This window comes from Actinomyces ruminicola (assembly GCF_900103885.1).
Taxonomy (GTDB): domain Bacteria; phylum Actinomycetota; class Actinomycetes; order Actinomycetales; family Actinomycetaceae; genus Actinomyces; species Actinomyces ruminicola.
The window spans coordinates 42,388-68,720 of sequence record NZ_FNIM01000008.1; the positions used below are offsets into that span (position 1 = coordinate 42,388).

Annotated in this window: 24 protein-coding genes; 17 read left to right on the forward strand and 7 right to left on the reverse strand. The window is 69.3% G+C overall.

Features of this window, described 5'->3' with window-relative positions; translation table 11 throughout:
• Nucleotides 1-180 precede the first annotated feature (180 nt).
• From bsh to BLR49_RS07795, 11 genes are all read left to right on the forward strand, one after another.
• A complete protein-coding gene (bsh, locus tag BLR49_RS07745) occupies nt 181-1,149 on the forward strand; it encodes a choloylglycine hydrolase (protein ID WP_092535961.1) in 969 nt (322 codons plus the stop codon).
• A gap of 111 nt (nt 1,150-1,260) precedes the next feature.
• Nucleotides 1,261-2,472: an ROK family transcriptional regulator gene (locus BLR49_RS07750; protein WP_092535964.1), complete on the forward strand. Its 1,212-nt coding sequence runs from the start codon at nt 1,261-1,263 to the stop codon at nt 2,470-2,472.
• Between the two features lie 367 nt (nt 2,473-2,839).
• Entirely contained in the window at nt 2,840-4,123 is a 1,284-nt protein-coding gene (locus BLR49_RS07755) for an extracellular solute-binding protein (protein ID WP_218121327.1), read from the forward strand.
• 4 nt (nt 4,124-4,127) lie between these two features.
• Nucleotides 4,128-5,033: a carbohydrate ABC transporter permease gene (locus tag BLR49_RS07760; RefSeq protein ID WP_218121328.1), complete on the forward strand. Its 906-nt coding sequence runs from the start codon at nt 4,128-4,130 to the stop codon at nt 5,031-5,033.
• 5 nt (nt 5,034-5,038) lie between these two features.
• Nucleotides 5,039-5,842, forward strand: coding sequence for a carbohydrate ABC transporter permease (locus tag BLR49_RS07765; protein ID WP_245690556.1), 804 nt, complete (start codon nt 5,039-5,041; stop codon nt 5,840-5,842).
• Nucleotides 5,839-6,966, forward strand: a complete 1,128-nt coding sequence (locus BLR49_RS07770; protein ID WP_092535973.1) for an ABC transporter ATP-binding protein — start codon at nt 5,839-5,841, stop codon at nt 6,964-6,966. Before BLR49_RS07765 ends, BLR49_RS07770 begins: the two co-directional genes overlap by 4 nt.
• Nucleotides 6,953-9,742 (forward strand): glycoside hydrolase family 38 N-terminal domain-containing protein, encoded by a 2,790-nt coding sequence (locus BLR49_RS07775; protein WP_092535976.1) that lies wholly within the window; start codon nt 6,953-6,955, stop codon nt 9,740-9,742. Before BLR49_RS07770 ends, BLR49_RS07775 begins: the two co-directional genes overlap by 14 nt.
• A complete protein-coding gene (locus tag BLR49_RS07780) occupies nt 9,739-11,025 on the forward strand; it encodes a PHP domain-containing protein (RefSeq protein ID WP_092535979.1) in 1,287 nt (428 codons plus the stop codon). Before BLR49_RS07775 ends, BLR49_RS07780 begins: the two co-directional genes overlap by 4 nt.
• A 12-nt stretch (nt 11,026-11,037) precedes the next feature.
• Nucleotides 11,038-11,982 (forward strand): inorganic phosphate transporter, encoded by a 945-nt coding sequence (locus BLR49_RS07785; protein ID WP_092535982.1) that lies wholly within the window; start codon nt 11,038-11,040, stop codon nt 11,980-11,982.
• Nucleotides 11,983-12,107: 125 nt separating this feature from the next.
• Nucleotides 12,108-12,674 (forward strand): DUF47 family protein, encoded by a 567-nt coding sequence (locus BLR49_RS07790; RefSeq protein ID WP_176760807.1) that lies wholly within the window; start codon nt 12,108-12,110, stop codon nt 12,672-12,674.
• A 49-nt stretch (nt 12,675-12,723) separates the two neighbouring features.
• Nucleotides 12,724-13,590 carry a Cof-type HAD-IIB family hydrolase gene (locus BLR49_RS07795; RefSeq protein WP_281241806.1) on the forward strand — a complete coding sequence of 289 codons (867 nt, stop codon included), beginning with the start codon at nt 12,724-12,726 and terminating at the stop codon, nt 13,588-13,590.
• Between the two features lie 27 nt (nt 13,591-13,617).
• Here the strand turns inward: BLR49_RS07795 and BLR49_RS07800 are convergent, their stop codons facing one another.
• The 7 genes from BLR49_RS07800 to zwf form a co-directional block, all read right to left on the reverse strand.
• A complete protein-coding gene (locus tag BLR49_RS07800) occupies nt 13,618-14,691 on the reverse strand; it encodes an alpha/beta hydrolase (protein WP_092535988.1) in 1,074 nt (357 codons plus the stop codon).
• A 12-nt stretch (nt 14,692-14,703) separates the two neighbouring features.
• Nucleotides 14,704-15,093 (reverse strand): RNA-binding S4 domain-containing protein, encoded by a 390-nt coding sequence (locus tag BLR49_RS07805; RefSeq protein ID WP_245690557.1) that lies wholly within the window; start codon nt 15,091-15,093, stop codon nt 14,704-14,706.
• Between the two features lie 108 nt (nt 15,094-15,201).
• Nucleotides 15,202-16,269, reverse strand: a complete 1,068-nt coding sequence (locus BLR49_RS07810; protein WP_092535994.1) for an HNH endonuclease family protein — start codon at nt 16,267-16,269, stop codon at nt 15,202-15,204.
• A 21-nt stretch (nt 16,270-16,290) separates the two neighbouring features.
• Nucleotides 16,291-17,214, reverse strand: a complete 924-nt coding sequence (locus BLR49_RS07815) for an aldo/keto reductase (RefSeq protein ID WP_092535997.1) — start codon at nt 17,212-17,214, stop codon at nt 16,291-16,293.
• A 48-nt stretch (nt 17,215-17,262) separates the two neighbouring features.
• Nucleotides 17,263-18,132 (reverse strand): 6-phosphogluconolactonase, encoded by an 870-nt coding sequence (gene pgl, locus BLR49_RS07820; RefSeq protein ID WP_092536000.1) that lies wholly within the window; start codon nt 18,130-18,132, stop codon nt 17,263-17,265.
• Nucleotides 18,129-19,139, reverse strand: a complete 1,011-nt coding sequence (locus tag BLR49_RS07825; protein ID WP_092536003.1) for a glucose-6-phosphate dehydrogenase assembly protein OpcA — start codon at nt 19,137-19,139, stop codon at nt 18,129-18,131. Before BLR49_RS07825 ends, pgl begins: the two co-directional genes overlap by 4 nt.
• A complete protein-coding gene (gene zwf, locus BLR49_RS07830; RefSeq protein WP_281241808.1) occupies nt 19,136-20,656 on the reverse strand; it encodes a glucose-6-phosphate dehydrogenase in 1,521 nt (506 codons plus the stop codon). The genes BLR49_RS07825 and zwf overlap by 4 nt, the downstream gene beginning before the upstream one ends.
• Nucleotides 20,657-21,069: 413 nt before the next feature.
• Between zwf and gndA the strand changes: the two genes are divergently transcribed.
• The 6 genes from gndA (at nt 21,070) to BLR49_RS07860 (ending at nt 26,259) form a co-directional block, all read left to right on the forward strand.
• Nucleotides 21,070-22,563 (forward strand): NADP-dependent phosphogluconate dehydrogenase, encoded by a 1,494-nt coding sequence (gndA, locus tag BLR49_RS07835; protein ID WP_092536009.1) that lies wholly within the window; start codon nt 21,070-21,072, stop codon nt 22,561-22,563.
• Nucleotides 22,564-22,691: 128 nt separating this feature from the next.
• Nucleotides 22,692-23,138: an FHA domain-containing protein gene (locus BLR49_RS07840; RefSeq protein ID WP_092536012.1), complete on the forward strand. Its 447-nt coding sequence runs from the start codon at nt 22,692-22,694 to the stop codon at nt 23,136-23,138.
• A gap of 92 nt (nt 23,139-23,230) precedes the next feature.
• The gene (gene ftsR / locus BLR49_RS07845; RefSeq protein ID WP_092536015.1) at nt 23,231-23,872 is read left to right on the forward strand and encodes a transcriptional regulator FtsR; all 642 of its coding nucleotides are present in this window, start codon (nt 23,231-23,233) and stop codon (nt 23,870-23,872) included.
• 93 nt (nt 23,873-23,965) lie between these two features.
• Nucleotides 23,966-24,433: a DUF151 domain-containing protein gene (locus BLR49_RS07850; protein ID WP_092536207.1), complete on the forward strand. Its 468-nt coding sequence runs from the start codon at nt 23,966-23,968 to the stop codon at nt 24,431-24,433.
• A gap of 328 nt (nt 24,434-24,761) precedes the next feature.
• A complete protein-coding gene (locus BLR49_RS07855) occupies nt 24,762-25,280 on the forward strand; it encodes a MerR family transcriptional regulator (RefSeq protein WP_092536211.1) in 519 nt (172 codons plus the stop codon).
• Nucleotides 25,281-25,299: 19 nt separating this feature from the next.
• Complete coding sequence (locus BLR49_RS07860; RefSeq protein WP_092536018.1) at nt 25,300-26,259, forward strand: aldo/keto reductase; 960 nt, start codon at nt 25,300-25,302, stop codon at nt 26,257-26,259.
• The last annotated feature ends 74 nt before the right edge of the window (nt 26,260-26,333 follow it).

Consider the following 26,333-nt stretch of genomic DNA (forward strand, 5'->3'; position numbering starts at 1 on the left):
CTCGCCGCCCCGGAGAACCGCAGTCTAATTTCATGGTTCTCCCAGATAACCGCGTCCGCCGTATCGAATTGGTGAAGTGTCCCACATGTCCGTGGGTGTGGTACTAAATTACCTTCCAGAGGGCCACTCGGTTCCTCTCAGCCAATAGGTCGTCAACGCTCAATCTTGAAAAGAGGGGCCATGTGCACGGCAATCAGATTCACGGACAGTGACGGCAACATGTACTTCGGGCGCAATCTGGACTGGAGCACGTCCTACGGCGAGCGCATCGTCATCGTGCCGCGGGGCTTCCAGGTCCGTTCGGCCTTCGGGGACGATGGCCCGGCCGCACACGCGGTCATCGGCATGGGCATCGTCTTCGAGGACTATCCGCTGTACTTCGACTGCGGCAACGATGCCGGCCTGGGCGTGGCCGGGCTGAACTTCCCCGGCTACGCCCGCTATCAGGACGGTCCCGTGGTCGGAAAGACCAACGTGGCCGCCTACGAGTTCCCCCTGTGGGTCACCGCGAACTTCCCCGGCGTCGACGAGGTCGAGGCGGCTCTGAGCGAGACCGCCATCGTCGGCAAGCCGGTCAGCGACGAGCTCGGCGTCTCGCTGCTGCACTGGATCATCGGCGATGGTCGGCGCAGCATCGTCGTGGAGTGCATGAATGACGGGCTGCACATTCACCACAACCCGGTCGACACCCTCGCGAATCAGCCCGGATTCGACTGGCACATGGAGAACCTGCGCACATTCATCACGGCCACCGGCGACCTTCCGGAATCGGCCCACTGGCGCGATGCCGAACTCGTTCCCTTCGGCTCCGGAGCGGGAATGCGAGGAATCCCGGGCGACTACTATTCGCCCTCCCGGTTCGCCAAGGCCGCATTCCTCAACGCCCATTATCCCCTCAAGGACAATGAGGCCGAGAATGTCTCCCGGCTGTTCCACACCCTTGGGAACGTGTCCATGGTCGACGGCGCCGCCCTCATGGCCGACGGCGCCTACGAGCGCACGCTGTACACCGGCTGCTACTCGGCCCGCACGGGCACCTACTACTACTCGACCTATGACGACCCCGCGCTGCGGTGCGTGCGGTTGGGGGACTACGCCGACGCCGATCCCGCCGGCCTGCTGGAGCCTGAGCCGGCCTGGTGGCGGTGAGGCTCCCGCCTCCCGTGACTTCACGGGCCACGGGAGGCTGCGTACGCTGATCCTGCGGGTCGGCGCCGGTCATGGTGAGCTGCGGCGACTGCCCGCAGGAAGGGCGATTCGATGCGGGCGGGCACCAACCTGGCTGACTTGGGCAGATACAACGCCAACGTCGTCATCCATGCCCTGCGCCGCCTGGGCGCATGCAGCCAACGCGACATCGCCGCTGCCACGGGTCTATCGGCACAAACGGTGTCGGCGATCGTGCGCGGCCTGCAACGACAGGGGATGCTTGCGGAGGTAGGTACGGAGGTCAACGGACGTGGCCGCCCCCGTATCCTGCTCAATATCGTCGGCTCTGCGAAGGTTGCCGTTGGCATACACGTGGACCCCTCGGTCATTACCGTGGTTGCACTCGACCTGAGTGGAAGTGTGATTGCGGTGTCGTCGTTGAGCCAAGTGGATCCCGACGATCCCCATACGACTATGGCGCGGGTTGCACAGTCCGTGCGTAGGCTGGTGACTGAGCACTCCCTTGACGCACAACGTCTGGCCGGTGCCTGCCTCGCCATCCCCGGGCCGCTGAGTCCCGTGACTGGCGCGCCGGACCGCCCCGCCTGGCTGCCGGGCTGGAATGCCGTGCCGCTGGGCGGCGTGCTGGGCGGACGCCTGGGGATCTCCGTGCCGGTCGTCAAGGACACGCTGGCGGCGGTCATCGGTGAGAACTGGGTGAGAGGCGGAGACTCGCTCGACTCGACCATGATCTTCGTCTACGTGGGGACGGGGACCGGGCTCGGGCTGTCGGTCAATGGTGAGCCCATACGCGGATTCTCCGGAAACAGCGGAGAGGTGGGGACGATGATGACCGCGCTGGGATCGCGCACTCCCGGGGACCACCTGGGGATGGACAATGACCCGGCCTTCATAGTTGAGCGCGCGCACGCATTGGGGCTCCAGACGGAAACGCCCCCGCAACGTACGGATTTTGCCGCCGTTGAGCGGCTTCTGACGCGCTTGTGCGCCGCCGCCGCAGATGGCGATGAGCAAGCCGATGCGCTCTTGACCGCGGCGGGCGCGCGCATGGCGGAACTGGTCATGATGGCCGTGGAGCTCCTCGATGCAGATACGGTCGTCTTCGGCGGTCCCTATTGGAACCTGCTCAGGCCCTGGTATGCGCCGGCGGCCGGGCGCGCCGTGCGGCGGCCGTCGGCCAGGGGGCCGCACCCGGTGTCGGTGCTCTCGTCTGCAATGGGGGAGAACGTTGGGGCAGTCGGTGCCGCGGCGGTGGTACACGACAGCCTGTACGTTCCTCGTCCACCCACCTCCTCGGTGTGACTGGGCGGTCCGCTTCTACTCGTCCTCTACTCGTTGGCACCCGTACCCATCGGAGTCCCAAGTACGTAACACTGCCCAGGCAGGCGTTGACAGCATTTATTCAGAAGTCCAGACTAATGGGTGGCGGACATCACGAGGAGGTGATGTCGGGTCGTCCGGGCACTCCGCGGGCGTATTGAACGCGACTGTGCCCGTGGCGGGCGCGGAGCCACACACCATGGAGGTAATGACAATGAAGTCATCCATCACGCGACGTACCGCAATCACAGGCGCGGCGCTGGCGTCGGCAGCACTCGCACTGGCGTCCTGCACATCCCGCGACCAGTCCATCCCGAGCTCCACGTCAGGCGTTACGACCCTGACCATCATGACCAACGCGATCGCCGGGGGGAAGAACGCCGCCGAAGCCGACTGGATCGCGAACTGGGTCATTCCCGAGTTCACCGCCGCGCAGAAGGAGGCCGGCAGGCAGGTCAAGGTGGTCTTCGAGGCACAGGGCGTTGACGACGAGGACTACAAGACGAAGGCCGCACTCGACTTCCAGTCCGGCAAGGGCGCCGACGTCGTCGGGCTCGACGGCATCTGGATCGGTGAATTCGCCCAGGCCGGTTACATCGAGCCCCTCGAGGAGATTGCCGGGGACGCCGTCGCCTCCTGGGACGGGTGGGAGCAGATTCCTGAAAGCGTCCAGCAGGCTGCCTCCTTCGACGGTGAGCGCTTCGGCGTGCCGCAGGGCGCCGACGGGCGCGTCATCTACTACAACCGGGACATCTTCAAGCAGGCCGGACTGAGCGCCGACTGGCAGCCGGCGTCCTGGGCCGACATCCTCGAAGCCGCACGCACCCTCAAACAGCGGGTCGACGGCGTCGTGCCCCTTCAGCTCAACGCCGGAACCGCCATGGGGGAGGCCACCACCATGCAGGGGTTCCTGCCCATGCTCGCGGGCGCCGGAGAGACCATCTGGTCCGATGGCCGATGGGCCGGCGACACCGACGGAATTCGGGATGTCCTGGGCCTGTACAAGACGATCTACGTCGATGAGGAACTCGGCGATCCGATCCTCCAGCAGGAGGCCTCGGGACGCGACGCCTCTTTCCAGGAGTTCGCCGAGGCGCGCATCGCCATACTGTTCGAGGGCGACTACTTCTGGCGCTCGGTCATCAACCCGGCCGAGGGGGTCGGTACCGCCCCCATGGCCGACCGCGACACCACGGTCGGATACGCGAAGATCCCCGCCATGACACCCGGGGACGGCGTCAATGGACAGGACTTCGTGTCCATGTCGGGCGGTACTGCCAGGGTGCTGAACCCGAACTCGGCGAGCCCCGAACTCGCCTGGGAGCTTCTGGCCTTCATGAACTCTTCAGAGGCGTTCAAGGCCCGGGCGGAGGGCACTTTGTCGATCTCGCCGCGTGACGACGTAAATGAGGAGCTGCTTGCGAGCGACCCGATGCTGTCATTCGTCTCGCAGGAGGTGCTGCCGATCACCTCCTACCGCCCCGGCCTGGCCGAGTACCCGGAGGTGTCCGTGCTGCTACAGCAGGCGACCCTCGACGTGGTCACAGGAATCAGCGTGGATGACGCCGTGGCCTCCTACGTGAGCGCTCTCGAGAGCATCGTTGGAGCCGACGCGGTCGGTAATGGGAACTGATCTCGTGGCACGCACTCGCACCAAGCGCCCCCGCAGGCGTGCCGAGGACGTAGCCGGCCTCGGCCGCGGACGCGCCACGCTCTTCGTGCTTCCCGCGCTGGTCCTGATCGTATTGTTTCTCCTGTTTCCGGCGGTGTGGACCATTTATCTGGGCCTGACCAACTACCGGCTCACCGGTTTGGCGGCCGCGCACACCGAATTCGTCGGATTGGACAACTATCTGGCCACCCTGCGCGACCCTGCCTTTTGGAACTCGCTGCGCCTGACCGTCGTCTTCGTCGCCCTGTCGGGGGTAATTGGCCAGACGGTCGTCGGCTTCGCCCTGGCCTGGTCCACGCGCAGGCTCAGCGGCTGGGCGCGCACCTTTCTGGAGTCGGTGGTGCTCGCCGCCTGGGTCATCCCCGGCTCGGTCGTCTCCTTCCTGTGGATCGCCCTGCTTGACCGACGCGGAGGCACGCTCAACGTGTTGCTCAACATGCCGGGCAAGGCGTGGCTCATTGAACATCCCATGGCTGTCATCATCATCTTCAACATCTGGTGCGGGACCGCGTTCTCCATGCAGCTCTTCTCCTCGGCGCTGTCCTCGGTGGCACCCTCCCTGTTGGAGAGCGCGCGCATGGCCGGCGCCTCCGGCTGGCAACAGCTGCGCGACGTCGTCCTGCCCACGATCCGGGGGCACATTCTGACCAACACACTCATGATCACGTTGTGGACGTTCAACACCTTCACCCCCTACCTGCTCACCGCCGGCGGCCCGGGCAGGCGGAGCGAGATCCTGTCCGTATACATCTATAAGACCGCTATTCCCGGCGGACGACTCGGGCGCGGCGCCGCCCTGTCGGTGCTCATGCTGCTCATCAACCTGGTGATCGCCTTGGCCTATATGCGCGCGGGAAGGAGCCGACGTTGAGATTCGTGCGACGAATCGTCTTCACAGTGGCGACGACCCTGGCGGGCGTGTTCTTCGCCCTCCCCCTGACCTGGCTCATCCTCGCCCCGTTCGACGGCAGCCCGACCATGGCAGTGAAGTGGCCGCGATGGACGCTATCGAGCTTCCGCAGCCTGCTGGACAACCCCTATGCGATGAGATCCATTGCCAACTCCCTGGTCATCGCCCTGGGCACGATGGCGGTGGTGGTGGTGCTGGGCACATTCGCCTCCTATGCGCTCTCCCGAGTGCGCATTCCGGGACGGGACGGTCTTCTGTACGCCATGCTGCTGCTGTCGTCCATCGTCACCGGAACCGCCGCCATGGTCCCCACGTTCCAGTTGATGAACGCCATCGGCCTCATCAACACCCATACCGGCGTGGTCCTGGTCCTGGCCGGTGGACTGCTGCCCACGGTCGTGTTCATCCTCAAGGACTTCATGGACTCCGTTCCCAAGTCATACGAGGAGTCTGCCCGCCTGTGCGGTGCCGGCCCCGGCAAGATCCTCACCGACATCGTCATTCCCGTCGCCAGGCCCGGGATTGCCTTTGTCTCAATCTGGACGGTCGTGCAGGTATGGGGGAACTTCCTGGTCCCCTACCTGCTGTTGCGTGATCCGGACAGTCAGCCCGCCGCGGTGCTCATGTACACCTTCTACACCGAGTCCGGTCAGGCCGATTTGCGACTCATCTCCGTGTTCGCCCTCGTGTTTGCGGCGCCCGTCCTGGTCATCTACTTCTACGTCAACAGGAGATTCGGTTTCCGCTTCTACGGAGGGATCAAGTCATGACAGGCGCCATCACCATGCGTGGCCTGGTCAAGCAGTACCCCAATGGCGTGCGCGGAGTCGACGGGATCGACCTGTCGATCAAGGAGGGGGAGTTCTTCGCCCTGCTCGGCCCCTCCGGCTGTGGGAAAACCACGCTGTTGCGGACCATCGCCGGACTGGAAACCATCACCGAGGGCACCTTGCACATCGGCGGCGTTGACATGACGAATGTTGAACCGGGCGAACGGGGCGTGGCCATGGTGTTTCAGGATTACGCCCTCTTCCCGCACATGGATGTCTCGGACAACATCGCCTACCCGCTACGTGTGCGCAAGGTTCCCAGGAGTGAGCGTAAGCGAATCGCCGCCGACGCCGCGGCGGAACTGTCTCTGGAGGAACTGCTGGAGCGTCGGCCCGGACAGCTCTCCGGCGGCCAGCAGCAACGCGTCGCCCTGGCCCGTGCCATCGCCACCCGCCCCGAGGTGCTCCTCCTCGATGAGCCCCTGTCCAACCTCGATGCCCGGCTGCGCCTCGAGGCGCGTACCTTCCTCAAGGAGCTGCAGCGCGAGCTCGGGGTCACCTCGGTTTTCGTCACCCACGACCAGGCCGAGGCCCTCGCCCTCGCCGACCGCATCGCCGTTATGAAGGACGGGAAGATCCAGCAAGTCGGTACCCCCAGGGAGATCTTCCACGCCCCTGCGAACGAGTTCGTCGCCTCCTTCATCGGTGCGCACCCCATGAACCTCATCGACGGCGTTCTGCACGGCGGACGAATCGCCTCGATGGATGCGGCAATTCCCGCACCCTCGGAGGCGGTACACGCGCTGACCGACGGCGCCCGGGTCACCTGGGGCGTGCGCCCAGAGTACGTCGGCTGGTCGCCCGCCGACGCCCGTCCCGCCGTCGGGTCGGTGCCCGCCATTGGCGCCATCGCCGGGCAGGTGTGCACAGTGGAGAATCTGGGTGCCCATACTCTGCTCACCATGCGTGCTGGAGCGGATCGCCTGCAGGCAGTAGTCGGGGAGGATCCGCTTCCAAAACCGGGGCAGCGCTGCTGGTTCACCTTCCCGATGACCAAAGTTCTGGTCTTTGAAACCGAAGGCGGCACACTGATCGGAGGAGGCAGTGACAATGCATTCGGATGACTCCGCTCCCACCGCCATGTGGCTCGTTCCCCACACCCACTGGGACCGGGAGTGGTATGAGCCCCACGACGTGTTCCGGGCACGCCTGATACCCGTCATCGACCGGCTGCTGGATCTGCTGGAGGACGACGGCGAGTACCGTTTCACCCTGGATGGCCAGACGGCCATGATCGACGACTATCTTGCCATCCGCCCGGAGAACACGGAGAGGCTGTGTGCCGCTGTTGCCCGCGGACAACTGGCGGTGGGACCGTTCGCGATCCTGATGGATGAGTTCTGCTGCGACGGCGAAACCATGGTGCGCAACCTCGAGCAGGGTATTCATACCGCCCAGGCCGTCGGCGGGGTGATGCGGGTCGGCTACCTTCCCGACATGTTCGGCCACGCCGCCCAAATGCCGCAGTTGCTCAAGGGATTCGGCATGGTTGACGCCGCTCTGTGGCGAGGGGTTCCGGCTGCGGTGGACACCGATGCATTCCGGTGGAGAGCACTGGACGGCTCGGAGGTGCGCGTCGAGTACCTGTGGGACGGCTACGGATCGGCGCTGAAGCTTTTCGAGCCGGAGAAGGAACTCGACCGGCTCGTGGCGGAGTATCTGCGGGTCCACTCCGCCCGTTTCCGCGGATCTCCGCCGATGGCCATGTTCGGAACCGATCACATGACTCCGCGGGCGGATCTACTCGGTCTGGTGCGCGGCCATAACGCACGCTGCCCGGACGCCCGCCTGACCCTGGCGACTCTCGGTGAGGTGGTCGCCTCGCGCCCACACGATGCCGCACATCTGCGTGAGTTGCCGGTGGTGGTCGGTGAGCTGCGTGCACACGTTCGCGGCAACATCCTGCCCGGCGTGCTGTCGGTCAGGACCGAGCTCAAGGCCGCCATGGCGCGTGCGGAGCGTGACCTCACCACGGCGGAGCGGCTCGACGCCGCGACGGGCGGCCCCTCCCTCCGGATGCTGTGTGAACGGGGCTGGAGACTCGTTGTGGAGTCATCAGCCCACGATTCGGCCACCGGCTGTGGTTGCGACGATACGGCGGCGGAGGTGCTGAATCGTCTGCGAGTAGCCTCGCATACGGCTCGTGGGGCCATCGACACGGCCCTGTCGCAGCTGGCCGGCCGTACGCCGGCAGGAGCGGCGGCCGCCTTCAACCAATCCGGTTGGGAGCGAGTGCTGCATGGGGAGACGGTGCTGGACGTCGAGGCCGACGCTATCCCCGAGGGGGCGCAGCTCATAGAGGCGCTTCCCACGGTCATCGGCGACGAGCGGATTCACGCCGTCGATATGCCCCGCCTGCTGCGACGGATTCACGGCCGAGAGCTCTTCGGCCGCACCATATGCGGCTACCACTTTCCGCGGGAGGACGAGCTCGTCCTTGAGACCTCCCGCCATGACACCGGCGCCTTCGACCCTGACGCGTTCTCCCGGGAGCTCCACTGCCGTCTGGAGGGAGCAGACCCGGATGCTACTTGGCACGTGGTCACCCGGACCTCACCGTCGTGCAGAGTGCTGCTGGCAGGCCGCGCGGCGGGCATGAGCGTCGCCCTGCTCGGGGACGGCGACGTAGAACATCCCGTAAGGGCCTCGGAACGCAGCATGACGAACGGCCTCATACGCGTCGATATTGATGATGACGGGTTGGTCCGAGTCACGGATCTGCCCAGTGGAAGCGCCATTGACCGCGCCCTCGCCATTGTCGACGAGGGCGACCGGGGTGACTCTTACAACTATGGGCCCGTTCCATCCGGCACGGTCAGGCAGCCCGTCAGCACAGAGGTACTGGTTGAGGAGCACGGTCCCCTGCGAGGAAGGATCCGGATTCACCGCGTGTACCGCATCCCGGTTGGGCTGGGGGCGGACGGCCGGTCACGCAGCCCACAGGCCTGCGACCAGGGCATCGACACGCGACTGGAACTACGTCAGGGCGAGCGGTTCGTGCGCGTGCGCACCAGCCTGGTGAATGCGGCGGGCAATCACCGTCTCCGTATTCACGTTCCCATCCGTCGGCGGGCGGTAGAGGGAGCCGCCGCCGCAGGACAGTACGGCGTCACCTGGCGCGGCCGTGCCGGCGAAGGCGGCTGGGGCGAGTACCCCCTGCCGACCTACCCGGCCGCGCGCTTCGTCCACGCCGGTGGAGTCGCCGTCCTCACCGACCGGACCATGGAGTACGAGATACTCACTTTCGCCGACGAAGAGGGGGCGGCCTCAGGCCGTCCCGACGAGATCGCCCTGACCCTTCTGCGTGCTGTCGGGCTCATGAGCGTCAACCTCCACCCGCTGCGCGATGAGCCAGCGGGCGCGGAAGTCGCGGTGCCCGACGCCCAGTATCTGGGGACGGTCGTGACCACCGACTTCGCCATCGACCTGTCATGCCCTGACTGGGACGACTCCGACCTCATCCGTCATGCGGATCAGTTCCGCTTCGATCCCGTTTGCCTTGTCGGCACGGACAGGCTCGCCACCGCAGCGAGCATTGCGTCGCCCCTGAGCACGCACGGGCGCGTGGCGCTGGAGTCTCTTCGTCGTCTGGACGATGGCGTGCTTGAGGCGCGTTTCGTGAACTATCACCGCCACCCCGAACCGCTGCGAGTACGCGCCGCGGGGGAGTGGGACAGGACCGACCTGACCGGGACGGTGACACAGGAGGCCGTCTCGCTGTGGGACCTGGATGTTCCCGCGGCAGCCATCCTCACGCTGCGACGACGTTCGGGCGGCCCCAGCGAGGACGTGCAGTCGCATGGCTGCACGGATGCAGCGCAGCAGGAGACGGAGTCATGACGCTGCTTGAGCATGCGACTCTGCATCCAACCCTGGCCGACCAGGCTGCGAACCGTTATCTGCAGATCCCCTTCACCCTGCCGCCGCATCCCGGTTCTGTCGAGGTCACCCTGGACGTGCACGACAACGCGGCGGACGCGGTGATCGACCTGGGCCTGTTGGGTCCCGACGGCCTGCGGGGCTGGTCGGGAGCAGCCCGGACCAATTACGTCATCGAGCAGGACGACGCCACTCCCGGATACCTGCCGGGTCTGGAGGCCGGCGCCTGGGCGGTTCTGCTGGGGCTGCATCAACTTCCCGCCGACGGTGTTGACGTGTCCGTCACCGTGGCATCTCCGGCGAACGCCCGCCCATTCCACGGCCCTCGTGAAGCACCCGTACGACGAGTCCTGCGCGGCTCCGATCGCGGCCTGCCCGCCCCGCCGGGCATGACCTGGTACGCCGGTGATCCGCACAGTCACAGCCTTCACTCCGACGGGGAGCTGTCCTTGTGGGAACTCGCCAATGAGGCAGTCAGGTCGGGATTGGACTATCTGGGCTGCACCGACCACAACACTGTGAGCCATCACGAGCACCTCGGCGCCGTGGGTCAGCGCCACGGCATCACCTTGATTCCGGGGCAGGAGATCACCACCCACCGTGGGCACGCCAATGCCTGGGGCTCGATCGGTGTCATCGACTTCCGTCGGGAGGTCGAGTTCTGGAGGCGGGAGACCGAACGGCGTGGCGGCTTCATCTCGATCAACCACCCGGTTGATGGCGACTGCGCATGGCTGCATCCCCTGCTGCCGGGCAACGCCGGCGCGGAGCTCTTCCACGGCTCCGCCTACCGCAATCCCAGCGGAACGGGGCCTCTGGCCTGGGCGGCGGCGTGCGGATGCAGCCAGATCATCATCGGCGGCAGCGATTTTCATGGTCGTTCCACCCCATTGCGACCGGGGATGCCGACTACCTGGATCGCCGCGGAGGAGTGCACGGCCGCGGCTTTGATCGACGCCATGGCGGCGGGACGCACCACGGTCACCGGGACGGCACGGCTGATCAGCCCCGACGAGGCCCGCCCCGCCCTCACCGACGCGCCTGCGCTGGTGCGGCTCGGCGGCGTTGCGAACTACGGGCATGATGAGCTCATGGCGGTTGACGCGGTGGGAACAGTGCTGGTCGACCGGACGGGGACCCGTCTGGTTATCGACGAGGACAGGCAGGTGGTGCACGCTCCGTACAGCCGGGGGCCGTTCCGGCTGGAGGCCCCGGGTCGGTGGATCGTCGCGCTGTGCGCCTGAGGAACCTGCCCCATGCTCCTCACCGCCGCGCTGGTCCTGGCCTTCACCGCCGTCGTCGGCAGAAATGACGGGGCGCCCCTGTGCTCCCTCAGCATCGGGGCCACCCGGAAGCGTCCCTGGCGTCTGATCGCCCTCCTCACGGCGGCCACGGTAACCGTCCCGCTCGTCGGGATAACGCCCGTGGCCGACACCTACCGCCAGCTCCTGGGCGGGGGCGGTGCCCGCGAGCTCGGGGTGGTGCTGCTGGCGGCGATAGTGACGCTCGCGGCCGCGGCGGTGGTGCGCGTGCCCACGTCGGTGACGCTCGCGCTGGTCGGTGCCGCCACCGGCACGCGCCTGGCGGGCGGAGACGCCGACTGGCCGCTCGTCATCCGGGTGCTGGTGCTCGCCGCCCTCGCACCCCTGCTGGCGGGATTGTGCGCCCGCGCCCTGCTGGCGGTGCTGGAGAGGATCCGGCTGCCACACGCCGACCGCTGGGTCGGATGCGCCCGCAGCGGGGGATTCATCTGCGTCTGTGCCGCCTACGCCTGCAATGACGGTCAGAAGCTGTTCGTGGTCTGGACGACGGCGTTCGCAGGCTCCCTGGGCGGCCCGGAGGGCGTCGTCGCGCTGCGGTGCGTCGTAGCGCTCGGCTCTGGGCTGGCCTTCGCCGCCGGAACCTGGGCGGGGCTGCGGTCCGCGGGGCGCGCCTGGCGCGGCGGGGTGTTTCCCCCGAAGCCGTATCAGGTCGCCAACGTCCTGCTGGCCACCTCCCTGGCAGCTACGGTGGGTTCCGTGGCCGGCGCGCCCGTGTCCATGACTCAGGCCACTGTGGGAGCCCTCATGGGGAGCGTGCCCGGCGTCCAATGGCGACGACTGCGGTGGAACGCGGTCGGCCGCATCGCCGCCGCCTGGGCGTGGACGCTGCCGGTGTCCCTATTGTGCGGCAGTGGCGTGTCAATGCTGCTCGGCGATTGAGCGCGACGCGGTGCGGCGTGCACAATCGGGCACAAGACGGTATGGGGGGCGGGTTTGCGATGAAGCGAATGCGGGCGTGGTCGCGGGGGCTGCGGAGAACTCGGCGACAGACCCTGGTCGGCACCTTGTCCGCACAGGCGGGCCTCGCCATTGAGGGCGTGGAGCTCGCCCTGCGCGCATGCGAGCCGGACGCCGATCTGGACGCGCTGGTCGAGCGCATCGAGCAGGTTGAGCACAAGGGAGACGCCACCCGCCTGCAGTTCGTGCACCTGCTGTCGACCCGCGTGGTGACGCCGCTCGACCGTGAGGACATGTTCCGGTTCTCCCGATCCCTGGACGAGGTGCTCACCAACACCCGTGACTTCGTCAGGGAGACTCGCGCCTGGCAGGTGCAGCCCGACGCGCACTCCCGGGCCGGCCTTGAGCACGTGCGCCGTGGCCTGAACCGGTTGCTCGGTGCCATGGATGCCGCATCCGGCCGCATCAGCCGGGAGAGGTGTGCAGCGGCCCGCACGGAGGGCAGGCGGGTACGGGAGCAGTACGAGGACGGCCTCCGGCAGCTGTTCCTGGGCGAGCTGAGCATGGAGGCGCTGGCCCGGCGCGAACTGCTCAGGCGCGTGGACGTAATCGGCCTGCGGCTGATCGAGGCGATCGACGCCGTCGTAGACGGCATTGTCAAACGCACCATCTGACCGGCCCCAGGCTACTGACCATTGCGCCGGGTCTGGAACAATCGCCTCCGTGAAGCCCTCCACCGCACCCGGCCCCGACGCCGACACCCCGCTGCCGCACCCACCCGTCGACCTGCGACTGGTCGTCTCCGACATGGACGGAACGCTGCTCGACGGCGACGGCCTCCTGCCGGCCGACTTCGCCGACGTTGTCGCCCGCATGACTGCGCACGGGGTGCTGTTCGCCCCGGCCTCGGGGCGGCAGCTGGCCAACCTGCGCACCGTGCTGGGCGAGTCGATCGCGCACTCGCCGATCATCGCCGAGAACGGCACCCTGGTGGTGCAGGGCGAGGAGGTCATCCACTGCGAGACCATCACCGTGGACGCGACGATCGCGGCCGTCGACACCACCCGCGACCTGCGCATCGACGGCTATGACGTCGGCGCCGTCCTCGCCGGCGTGGACTGCGCCTACATCGACCGGCAGGACCCGCCCTTCCTGGAGGAGGTCTCCCGCTACTACCGGGAGCTCGAGGTGGTCGACGACCTGCTGGCGGTGCCGCTGGACCGTACGCTCAAGGTCGCCGTCTACGACTTCGACGACGTCGAGGCGGGCAGTTCGCAGGCGCTCAAGGCCGCCGTGCCCGAGGTGCAGGCCGTCGTCTCCGGCGAGCACTGGACCGACCTCATGCCCACCAGCGCCTCCAAGGGACGCGCGCTGGCCGCGCTGCAGGCGCGCCTCGGTGTCTCGCCCGCGCAGACGGCGGTCTTCGGCGACTACCTCAACGACTTGGACATGTACGACCATGCCGAGCTGTCCTTCGCCATGGCCAACGCCCATCCGGGGATCCAGGCGGTCGCCCGCTGGCATGCGCCGGCCAACACCGAATCCGGGGTGCTGCGCACCATCGACGCCCTGCTGGAACGGATGGGCTGAGGGTGGCCCGCGGAGCGGCGGGAGCCGTCAGCGCTGCGCGGCCAGCGCCCGGCCCAAGGCGGTGATCGCCTCATCACGGAAGTCCCGCATGGCCCCCGACCAGGTGCAGTAATCGGCAGCGTGATACATGCCCGGCTCCACGCGCAGCTGTACCCGCACCCCGGCTGCGCGCAAGCGTTCGGCATAAGCGCGATCCTCGTCCAGGAACAGGTCGAGATCGCCGACGCCGATCCAGGCGTCCGGCAGGCCGCGCAGGTCCGCCCTGCGGGCGGGCACCGCCCAGGGCGCGGCGGCCGGGGCCGCCTCGGCCGGAGCGGAGTCCGGTTGCTCCCGTGCCGGACGGCCGAGGTAGGCGCCCCAGCTCTCGGCATTGCGGCGTGCGGTCCACACGAACTCCCCGCGCCCGGGGATCTCCACGCCGCCGGCGCCGGTGCGGTCGTCCAGCATCGGGTAGACCAGGAGCTGGAAGGCCGGCCGCAGCCCCTCGTCCAGGGCTCTGCCGGCCAGGGCGGCGGCGAGTCCGCCGCCGGCACTGGCGCCGCCGACGGCGATCCGTGCGGGATCCACCCCCAGGTCGCCCGCCTGCTGCACCAACCAGCGCAGGGCCGCGTCGGCGTCGTCCAGGGCGGCGGGGTAGGGGTGGGCGGGAGCCAGCCGGTAGTCGACCGAGACCACCAGGATGCCGAGCTCTCGGGCGATGCGGGAGCACAGCAGGTGGTCCTGCGCCGGGCTGCCGCCCACGTAGCCGCCGCCGTGGAGCCACACCAGTGCACCGGTGGGCGGAGTCTGCCGGCGACCAGCGGTCTGATAGACCCAGACGGGCACCTCCCGGCCCTGCCAGGAGGCGACGGCGCGCCGGCCCAGGCGGGGCGGGAACACTCGGGTCGGCAGTCGACTGGACAGCAGCGAGGAGAAGTCGGCGGGCAGGTCCTCGGGGTCGCCGGTCGGCCCGCGGCCGATGACCAGCAGTGGTGCCCGCAGCTCGTGCGCCACCCGCTCCAGCCCCGGGCCGAGCTCACGGCGCCGCACCGCCAGTGCGCCCACGGCGCTGAGAGCGGCGATGGCGGCGGCGCCGAGGGTGGCACGGGTGGAGGGGGACATGGGCTCTCCTGTTCAGTCCTGGTCGAGGATGTGCTCGATGTCGACGGCGGGGCCGGTTGTTGCGCGCAGGGCGTCGAGCTGGCGGCGCTCCTTCTTCGTGGGGCGGCCGGCGCCGCGATCCCGGATGATCGCCGCGGGTGCGTCCAAGGGCGTGGGCCGCGGCGGGGAGAAGTCGACGTAGGCAGTGCGGGCGATTGGAGCGCCGACCCGCTTTACCAGGATGCGCTGCACCCGCAGGAGCCGGTCGAATCCCTGGACGCGGTAGCGGATCTCGTCGCCCACCTTGACATGCTGAGACGGCTTGGCGGTCTCGCCGTTGATGCGCACGTGCCCGGCGCGGCAGGCGGCGGTCGCGGCCGAGCGGGACTTGACCTGGCGCACGCTCCACAGCCACACATCCACGCGGGCCGACGCCGGGTCATCGGCTCCGCTCCGGTCCCGCTGCGGTGCCGGCCCGCCCTGCGCCCCCGCCTGTGTTCTGCTCACGCACCTCATCCTAACGATCCGCACTCACGGCCGCCGCCGGGACCTCCGTGTTCGGCCACGGTGCGCGCGCCCCGCCGTCGCGCGCAGGAGCGAGTGCCCGCGCACCATCAGCCCCGTCCCCAGCAGCAGGGCGCCGACCGCGCACAGCAGCGCATAGGCGCGGTTGTCCGCGAGCGTGCAGGTCACCCGGCCGCCCACGCTGCGAATCCGCGCACCGACCGACAGGGCGCCGTCGCCGCCGGCGGCGCAGTCGGCCAGCACCGTGCGCAAGGCGGCCGCGTCGGCGTCGGGCAGGCCGAGCTCGTAGGCCGCCGCGACGCTGACGAAGCGGCGGGCGTACTCGCACCGATAGCCGGAGTCCGGTGGCCACCAGCCCGGTCCGGTGGCGGTGGTCCAGGTGCCCGTCTCCGTGGATCCGGCCGGGCAGGTGGCCGGTCCGCAGTTGGACTTGTCCTGGTTCGCCCGCCCGTCCACGGCCAGCAGGTTCAGCGGGTCGTTGGCCACCAGCAGGCGCTTGCGCTCCTCCCACGCCCAGGCGCCGTGCGCGTACAAGTAGTTCAGGGGGACGACATGGTCGATCTGAACGGCGTCGGAGGTGTCCTGCCCGCGCCGGAAGTGGACCGTGGCCCCGGTGTAGGGGTCGTGCAGGGTGCCTGACCAGACGGTGGCGTCGGGGCAGACGGCCGCCCCCTGGCCACGTCCGGCAGCGGCGTCCTGGACACCGTCCTCGCGCGAGAAGTCCGTGTCGGTCAGGTCTCGTGCCAGAATCTCGTTGCGCGTGTCGCAGCCGTCCCCGTCCACGTCGGTCCAGGCCTGGCCGAACCAGCCGGTGCGCGAACCGCCCTCGCCCCAGGAGACGGTGGCGGGGGAGTCCTCCGGAAGCGCATTGAGCGCATCGAGCGCGTCTGCGGCGCCCAGTACCAGCTGCCCGCGCTCATGCCAGGGCACCTCCGTCGCACCCACCACATGCGCAGCCCCCGCCGTGCCCGCCTGCGCCACCGGCGCGGCGGCTGCTGGCAGCAGGGCGAGCAGGGCGGAAAGCGCGCAGGCGGTCGGCAGGCGTAGGGCGCCCCGAGGTGATGAGCGCGACATGACAAGCCCGCCGCGCCGGCCTCAGGGAACGATGTACCCGGCGGCGCGGAAGACCTCGTACCACTGCTCACGCGTCAGCGGCAGCTCGGAGCCCGCGGCGGCGGCCGTCACCCGCTCGGGCCGGGTGGTTCCCAGCACCACCTGCATGTGCGCCGGGTGGCGGGTGATCCAAGCGGTGGCGATGGCCTCCGGGGCCACGCCGTACTCGGCGGCGAGCCGGTCGACAACATCGTTGAGCTCGGCGTAGCGCTCCCGGTTACCCAGGTACGGGCCGGAGCCGTCACCGGACTGGAAGGGGGACCAGGCCTGAATGGTGGTGCTCGTCAGGCGGCAGTAGTCGAGAATGCCGTCGGTACGTACCACGGACTGGTCATGGCGCATGTTCAGCGCGACCCCCTCGGCGATCATGTCGGCGTGGGTGAGGGACAGTTGCAGCTGGTTGGCGATCAGCGGCTGGTCGACCGTGGCGCGCAGCAACTCGAGCTGGCCACGAGTGTGGTTGGAGACGCCGAAGTGACGCACCTTCCCGGAGGCGGCCAGGGAGTCGAAGGCGGCGGCGACCTCCTCGGGCTCGACCAGCGCATCGGGGCGGTGCAGCAGCAGCACGTCCAGGTAGTCGGTGCGCAGGGCCGCGAGCGAGGCGTCGACGGAACGCAGGATGTGCTCGGTGGAGAAGTCGAACCAGCCCCAGCGGATACCGCACTTGGTCTGCAGCACCACCTGCTCGCGCTCGGCGGCAGACCAGTTCAAGGCAGCGCCGAAGCGTTCCTCGCAGGCGTGGTCGCGCCCGTAGATGTCGGCGTGGTCGAACATGGTGACGCCGGCCTCGCGGGCGGTGGACACCAGGGTGCGGATCTGCGCGTCGCTCAGGTCCTTGATGCGCATCAGGCCGAGAATGACGTTGGAGGCGGTCAGGTCGGACGAACCAATTGGTTGGATTCTCATACAAATACCGTACCCGGCGGTTGCGCGCCTGACTAGGGGAGCGGTCGCCTAATCCACAGGCGTCGCCGTAACGCCTGTCGGCGGCGGCGACTGTGGACGCCGGCAGGCCGAGCCGACTCGCCGCGCGCCGGCGCAGGAGGGCATCCCGGCGGCGGCCGCGCGGTCCAGGTGCCAGACGGTGACCTCACCGCGGGCGCAGGAGGCGGGGGCGGCCACGACGTCGGGGGCGCCCAGGCCCATGGCGACCGCTGTGGCCTTGCCTGCCCCGCCGGCCACCACCATTACGTGGCGCGCCCGGTGCAGAACGTCGAAGCTGAAGGAGACCCGCTCGGGCGGCGGCTTGGGGGAGTCGTGCACGGCGATGACATCCGTCCCGGTGGTGGGCGCGGCCGGGTGAGCGGGAAACAGCGAGCACACGTGTGCGTCCGGGCCGAGCCCCAGGTGAATGACATCGAAGCGCCCGTCTGCGGGGCCGTGCTCGCGCAGCTCCTCGGCCAGCGCCGCGGCGGAGGCGTCCACGGACTCGATCTGCTCGGGCCCGCGCAACCGGTGCACATTCGCCTCGGGTACGCCCGCCGACACCAGCCCGGCGGCCAGCAGGTCGTTGCGGTCGGCGTCGTCGGCGGCGACGAAGCGCTCGTCCCCCTCCCACAGGTGCAGCCGGTCCAGACCCGCTCCGGGGATGAGCCCCGCAGCGGCGAGGGCGCCGGGCAGCGCCGCAGCGAGCGCCTCACCACCGGACCCGCCCGTCAGGGACAGGTGGGCGGCCCCGCGATCCGCGACGGCGTCGGCCAGCAGCCGGGCAGTCTGCGCGGCGGCGACGGCAGCGGCCTCGGCCAGGGTGTCATGGACGACGGCGGTCGGGGCGGGAAGAGCGGCGGCGGCAGCGTTGACGGAGCCGGCGTCTACGGCGGTCATTGGTGATCTCCTAACTTCGCAACGGTGTGGGTGGGCGGTGCGGCGACAGGCTCGGCGTCGGCGACGAACGTGGCCAGAACCTCCTCGTAGACGAGGTCCGGGGCGAGCCGGCGCAGCTCCTCCCTCATGGTGGCCACGGGCTCGCGGCGGGCCATGGTGACCACTTGCGGGCGGGCCGAGCCGGGCCGGGTGATCATTACCCGCTCATGGTCCTTGCGGCTGATGACCAGCTCGCCGGTGTCGGTGCGCACGGTGATGGTGGCAATGCCGGGGATGCCCGGCGCGTCCTCGCGCTCCACCGGGACTCCCAGGCGCAGCTGCAGCCACCGGATCATCAGGGAGACGGAGGCGTTTCGCGGCTCGCCGGCGACGACGATCCCGTGCACCGTGCCGGTGCGCACCAACGAGTCCAGCGTGGAGGCGACCATCGCCCGCCACAGGGTGATGCGTGTCCAGGCCAGATCAATGTCGCCGCGCGTGTACTCCGGCGCCAGGGCCGCCAGCGCCGCCGACGGGTCTGGCTGCGAGGGCGTGTTCGTGATGCGGGCGGTCGCCAGCGCTCCGAGCGGACTGGTGGCGGGCCGCGCGGGCGGGGCGTCCGGCCACCAGGCGACCACGGGCACGTCCGGCAGGAGGAAGGGAACCACCAGAGTGTCCGCGTGGCGGGCCGCCTCCCCCTCGGGAAGCAGGACCAGGGTCTCCCCGGCGCCGGCGTCGTGGCCGAGACGGATCTGGGCATCGAGGTGCCCGGCGCCGTCGGGCCGACTGCCGTGGTGCCGGCGGTCCTCGTCGGCGGCATGAGCACCGTCCGGCGCCGGAGCGACCACGGCCACCACCCGGCAGGGATGGTCGCGGCTGGCCCCGTGCGCGGCGACCAGGGCCGCCTCCAGGCCGTCGCGGTCGGTGTCTATGACGAGGGTGAGTACCCGTGAGCCGCTGGAGACGCCTTCCGCCAGCAGTGCGGAGACGATCTGATCGGTGGTGGTCTCGGTGAGGTTGATGATCATGAGCGCCTCCATGAGCGGCCGTCACGGGCGAGCAGGTCGTGTGCCGACGGCGGTCCCCAGGAACCCGGCCGGTACCCCTCCGGGACGCCGTTCGCGGCCCAGTGCTCGATCACCGGATCGAGGATCCGCCAGGACAGGTCGACCTCCCGCTGGTGGGGGAACAGCGGGGCGTCGCCGAGGAGCGCGTCCAGGATGAGCCGCTCGTAGGCCTCGGGAGACTCCTCGTTGAAGGAGGCGCCGTAGCCGAAGTTCATGGTGACGTCGCGCAGTTCCATCTGCGTGCCGGGAACCTTCGAGGCCATGCGCATGGTGATGCCCTCGTCGGGCTGGATGCGCAGCACGATCGTGTTGGCACCCACGCCGGCCGTGGCCGCGTCGGCGAAGGGCAGGAACGGTGGGCGCTTGAACACCACCGCCACCTCGGTCACGCGGCGCGCGAGCCGCTTGCCGGTGCGCAGGTAGAAGGGGACGCCCGCCCAACGGCGGTTGGCGATCTCCAGGCGTATCGCGGCGAAGGTCTCCGTGCCGGAGTCGGCGGCCACGCCGTCCTCCTCCAGGTAGCCGCGCACGGGCACACCCCCCTGGAAGCCGGCCTCGTAGCGGCCGCGGGCGGTGGTGGCGTCCAGATCGAGGATTCCGGAGCGCTCCAGCCTGACCGCGGCCAGCACCTTCTCCTTCTCCGCACGCACGGCGGAGGCGCGCATGCTGGTGGGCTCCTCCATGGCGGTGAGGGCAAGCAGCTGCAGCAGGTGGTTCTGGATGATGTCTCGGGCCGAGCCGATGGTGTCGTAGTACCCGGCGCGGGTGCCGATGCCGATGTCCTCGGCCATGGTGATCTGCACGTGGTCCACGTAGCGCTGGTTCCACAACGGCTCGAAGATGGTGTTGGCGAAGCGCAGCGCCAGGATGTTCTGCACCGTCTCCTTGCCCAGGTAGTGGTCGACGCGGAAGACGTCATCGCCCCGCACAATCCGAGAGACCATCGCGTCCAGCTCGCGGGCGCTGGCCCGGTCGTGGCCGAAGGGCTTCTCGATTATGACCCGGCGCCACGAGCCCGGTACCTCGTCCACCAGCCCGGAGGCGGCCACGTGCTCGGTGACGGTGGCGAACCAGGATGGAGGGACCGAGAGGTAGAAGGCGCGGTTGCCGGCGGTACCACGCGTGGCGTCCAGGTCGGCGACGGTGCGGGTGAGGCGGTCGTAGGCGTCGTCGTCCTCGAAGGAGGCCAGTTCCACGAAGCGCATGCCGGCCGCCAGCTGATCCCAGATGGCCTGCCGCCACCGGGTGCGGGCACCGCCTCTGACCGCCTCGGCGACGTAGCCGCGCATGTCATCGTCGGACCAGGGACGTCTGCCCACGCCCACCAGCGAGAAGCTGGGGGAGAGCAGACCGCGGTTGGCCAGGTCGTAGATGGCCGGCAGGAGCTTGCGGCGGGCCAGGTCGCCGGTGATACCGAACATGACGAGCACGCACGGCTCGGCGATCCGGGGCAGGCGCAGGTCCCGCGGGTCTAGCAGCGGGTTGCCCGTCACCGGCCGGCTCGCAGCGGCGGGAGCGGTGCCCGCGGGCGGGGGCGTACGGGGGCTTTCGGAGACTTGCACGAGTGTGTTGCGGCCTTCCTGTAGTCCGTTGACGGGTGGGGCCGAGACTGCCGGCGGGCGTGTACGGGGCCGAACGGTCGCCGTGCCGCCGCGGGCCGCCACCAGTGCCCACTGTAGGCGGTGCGCCTGAGTGACTGCCCGGTGTGTGAGGCGGTGTTTCGGGGTACTGTCGGGGCCGGTTGGAAGGGGAGACCCACTCGGGCGCCCGGCGTTCGGCGAGCGGTTGCGCGCGATCGTGTCGGCGACACCGTCGACCTGCGCCCGTCGACGCCTCCTCGCACGCACCCGCGCACAAGCAGCCCGCATTCGCTGGGCAGGAAGGGTCTTCTATGAGCTCTGAGCGTTCAGCCGGCGACTTCGTTCCGGCAGCCGCCTCCGCGGACATCGGGGTGTACGGCCTGGGGGTGATGGGTGCCAACCTGGCCCGCAATCTGGCGCGTCACGGCCACTCGGTGGCCGTGTTCAACCGCACGCCGGCGCGCACCGAGAGGCTCATCGATCTGCACGGCGGCGAGGGGGACTTCGTACCCGCCGCTGATCCGGCGCACTTCGTGGCCTCCCTGCGGCGCCCGCGCGCAGTGATCATCATGGTGCAGGCCGGCGCGGGCACGGAGGCGGTGATCGAGCAGCTGAGCCCACTGCTCGAGCCCGGTGACATCATTGTCGACGCCGGCAACACCTACTACGCGGACACCGAGCGCCGCGAGGCTTCCCTGCGCGAGCAGGGCATTCACTTCGTCGGCATGGGCGTTTCCGGCGGCGAGGAGGGGGCGCTGCTCGGCCCGTCGATCATGCCGGGCGGCACCGAGGCCTCCTACGCGCGACTCGGCCCCCTGCTGGAGTCCATCTCCGCCCATGTCGACGGCGTGCCCTGCTGCACCCATGTGGGTCCCGGCGGGGCGGGGCACTTCGTGAAGATGGTGCACAACGGCATCGAGTACGCGGACATGCAGCTGATTGCCGAGGCCTATGACCTTCTGCGGCGCGTTGCCGGAATGAGCGTGCCCGAGATCGCCGATGTCTTCCGCGACTGGAAGCGCTCCGAGCTGGACTCCTACCTCATCGACATCACCGCGGAGGTACTCGACCGCATCGACCCCGCCACCGGCGAGCCCTTCGTCGACGTGATCGTCGATGCCGCAGGTCAGAAGGGCACCGGTGCCTGGACCACCCGCACGGCGCTGGAGCTCGGGGTGGCGGTGCCCGCCATCGCCGAGGCGACCTTCGCCCGGGCCGCCTCGTCCGCGACTGCCCAGCGCGCCGCCGTGCGCGCCGCGGGCATCAACGCCGGAACCACCCGGCCCGGATTCGCCACTGCCGCGGAGCGCGACGCCTTCGTCGACGCCGTGCGGCAGGCGCTGTACGGCTCCAAGATCGCCGCCTACGCGCAGGGCTTCGACGAGATCGCTACTGCCTCCGCGCAGCGCGGATGGAACGTGGACCTGGGTGCCATGGCCCGGATCTGGCGCGCCGGCTGCATCATCCGCGCCCGCTTCCTGGACGACATCACCCGCGCCTACGGCGAGGACCCGCAGCTGCCCACCCTGCTGACCGCGCCCGTGTTCTCCCGTGCGCTGAACGAGGCCCTGCCCGCCTGGCGGCAGGTGGTGTCGGCCGCCGCCCTCGGGGGTGTGCCCGCACCGGCCTTCGCCGCATCGCTGGCCTATGTCGACCAGCTGCGCGCACGGCGCCTCCCCGCGGCCCTCATCCAGGGGCAGCGCGACTTCTTCGGCTCACACACCTACCACCGCGTGGACGACCCCGTCGGCGTCTACCACGTGCTGTGGGCGGAGCCCGGCCGGGCCGAGGAGAAGTGGAGTTGAGCGTCGGCAGATCCGGCGCCCGCGAAGTTCGCGGTTTTCCGAGCCCGCGCATTGCGGAGGCCCATCACGGCAACGGTATGGTGGGACCACAGCGGTGCGACGGGCGCCGCCCGACCGGAGGGGAACAGATGTCGAGCACGCCGATAGAACCGGATCCCACCTCGACCCAGGCCTTTGGCGCCGTCGGTGTCCCCGCGGAGCCAGAGGTCCCGTCGGTGGCCATTTCCCCGCAGGACCGTGCCGCCATCGCGGCGCTGCCGCCGGGAACCGCACTCCTGCTGGTGCAGCAGGGGCCTACCACCGGCGCCCGTTTTCTGCTCGACTCGGCCGAGACCACAGTGGGTCGGCACCCGCGTGCCGACATCTTCCTCGACGACGTCACCGTCTCCCGCAAGCACGCGGTGTTCACCGCGCTTCCCGGCGCCGGCTTCGCCGTGCGCGACCAGGGCTCCCTGAACGGCACCTACGTCAACCGGCAGCGGGTGGAGCAAGCGGCTCTGCGCGCGGGCGACGAGGTCCAGATCGGCAAATACCGCATGACCTATCACCCCGCCCCCCAGCGGGCCGCCCAGTGACCGGCGCCGCCGCCCGACGCGCCGCAGCGGGCGAGCCGGCGCGCGGCGAGCAGCTCGCCCCTTGGCCCCGAGGAGTCTCCCGGGAGCCGGTGATGAAGATCGGTGAGGTCGTAGATAGCCTCAGGGGCGAGTTCCCCGCCCTGTCCGTGTCGAAGGTCCGCTACCTGGAGGCCGAGGGACTAATCTCCCCGCACCGGGTCGGCAATGGCTACCGGCGCTACTCCACCGCGGATGTGGAGCGACTGCGCTACGCCCTCACCGCGCAGCGGGACGAGTACCTGCCCCTGTCGGTCATCCGGGAGCGCCTGCTGGAACTGGACGGCACCCCGGACGCGCCCGCGCCCGTGGCCCGAGTAGTGGCCTCGGGCGGACACACGGTCAGTGGCGCCTTCAACGCCGCCGACTTGGTGCATCATTCGGGAGCTTCACTGGAACAGATCGAGGAGCTCGTAACGATCGGCGTGATCACGCCGGATGCGCATGGCCGCTTCGACTCGCGCGCCCTGACCATGGTCTCGCTGGCGCTTAAGGCCGGACGCCTGGGCCTGCCCCTGCGCAATCTGCGGGCCGTGCGCAGCGCGGCCGAACGCGAGGCCGATGCCATCGAGCTGGCCACCCAGCACAAGCGGAACCGTTCGGCGACGGCGGGGGAGGATGCGGCCGCGGAACTCGCCGGCGTGCTGGCGGACCTGCACACCAGCCTGCTGCACCACGCCGTCGAGGCGCTGCGCTGAGCGCTAACGCCGCCCGAGTCGCAAAACATACTCGTGGCGCGGTTCTCGGGACAGCACGGTCATCGGCCGCATAGATTATGCCGCGTGCGGACCATGACGCTCATGGGAGTGCGTTCCACCGCCCCGGACTCGGGCCTGGTCGCCGTTCTGATGGAGGACGGGGGCCCGGGCATGCTTGCCGTTCCTGTCGGCGCCAGGGACGGCCTGCTGCTCAGCGCTCCCGACTGGTCTCGCGGCCCGAGCTGGGCGCCCTTCCTATCCGCCTGCGTTGAGGCATTCGGCTCGACCGTGCTGCACGTGGTACTCGACGTCGACGCTGACGGGGGAATGTGCGCCGCCGCCGTACTCGACGCCGATACGCCCGCTCTGTCCACGGCGGTTCCCTGCACGCCCAGCGATGGGCTCGTCCTCGCCGGCGCCCTGTCTGTCCCCATTCTCGCCACCAGTGCGTTGCTGCGGCTGCGCGGCATCGACCTGGGGGAGGAGGCGCTGCAGCGCCGCCTGCGGCAGTGGCGCCGGGCGCTGGACGACGTCGTCCCTGAAGACGCCTCGTCCCTCTAGCGCTGCGACACGCGGTACAAATGTGACTAATGGGAATGTTGATGTGTATTGCGTCACAGCGTACTCGCGATGCTGGCCCCCTAATCGGCGTCATCTCGCCAGCCCGCCGGACGAGGGGGCGCCACCGTGAACCTCAACCTGAACTCGAACCTGCTTCCCCGGCGCGCCTGTCATTGAGTGAACCCACATCGGGTTCTATCGTGGGTCCGTGGCCGGGAGGACCGGCCTGCGCGTGCGTCCCCGCGCATGCCCCGATGTTGACAGGAGCCGGCAAGTGAGCGCCAACGAAGCGAGTCTTCACGCAACCGCACCCCAGCACACGCAGGGGATGCTCTTCGGCGACCCGCTGCCGCAGCTGGACGTCAACACCGGCTACCGCGGTCCCGTGGCGTGCCGGGCCGCCGGCATCACCTACCGGCAGCTGGACTACTGGGCGCGTACCGGGCTGGTCGAGCCCTCCATCCGCAGCGCCAAGGGCTCCGGCTCCCAGCGTCTGTACGCCTTCCGGGACATCCTGCTGCTGAAGATCGTCAAGCGGCTGCTCGACACCGGGGTCTCGCTGCAGCAGATCCGCGTGGCGGTCAACGCTCTGCATGAGCGCGGCGTGGAGGACCTGACCTCCATCACCCTGATGAGCGACGGCGCCTCGGTGTACGAGTGCACCAGTGCGGACGAGGTGGTCGACCTGGTACAGGGCGGCCAGGGTGTTTTCGGTATCGCCGTCGGACGGGTCTGGCATGAGATCGAGGGCTCGCTCGCCGAGCTGCCGGTCGAGCACGCCGCCGACGTCCCCGTCGTCGAGGACGAGCTGGCCAAGCGGCGGGCGGCCCGACAGCAGGCGGTGTAAGGGGACCGGGAGGCAGACGATGGCAGCCACCAGGACACTCGGCAGCTCCGACCTGGCCGTCAGCCCTATCGGGCTTGGCGGTAACGTCTTCGGCTGGACCGCGGACGAGCCTGCTTCGCACCGCATCCTGGATGCTTACGTGGACGCCGGCGGCAACTTCATCGACACCGCCGACGGCTACTCCCACTGGGCCCAGGGACACGTCGGCGGCGAGTCCGAGGCCGTCATCGGCTCCTGGTTGCGCTCCCGCGGGCAGCGCGACGACGTCGTCATCGCCACCAAGGTCTCCACCAAGCCCGACCGCAGGGGCCTCGCGGTCGACAATATTCACACGGCCATCGACGAGTCCCTGGACCGGCTGCAGACCGATCACGTGGACCTCTACTACGCCCACTTCGATGATCCGGATACCCCACTGGAGGAGACCGTCGCGGCATTCGAGGCGGTGCGTGCCGCCGGCAAGACCCGCTACGTGGGCCTGTCGAACTACATGCCCGACCGGATCGAGGAGTGGTGCGCCATTGCCGCCGCCAACGACTTCGCTCCTCCGGTGGCGCTCCAGCCCCATTACAACCTGCTGCATCGCCAGGACGTCGAGGGCCCCGGGAATCGCGGGGAGGTGGCGGCGGCCCATCACCTGGGCCTGGTCCCATACTTCTCCCTGGCCTCCGGCTTCCTGACCGGCAAGTACCTGCCCGGCACCGACTCCGCCTCGGCGCGCAGCGGCTGGGTGAAGGACTATCTGCGCCCGGAGTGCTTCGCCGTCGTTGACCTGCTGCGCCAGATCGCCGACGCCCATGCGGTCGCCCCCGCCGCGGTCGCCCTGGCGTGGCTGCGCGACCGCCCGGGTGTCATCTCACCGCTCGCCTCGGCCCGCACGGATGCGCAGCTCGGCCCCATCCTCGATGCGCTCTCGCTGGAACTCGCTGCGGAGGAGGCCGCGGCGCTGACACGGGCCTCGGACCTGGCTCAGGTCTGAGTCGGGTCGCAGCCGTGCTCCGGGCGCTGAGTTCCTGAGTACTCCCGAGTCCGCCATAGACGCGCCTACGGCCT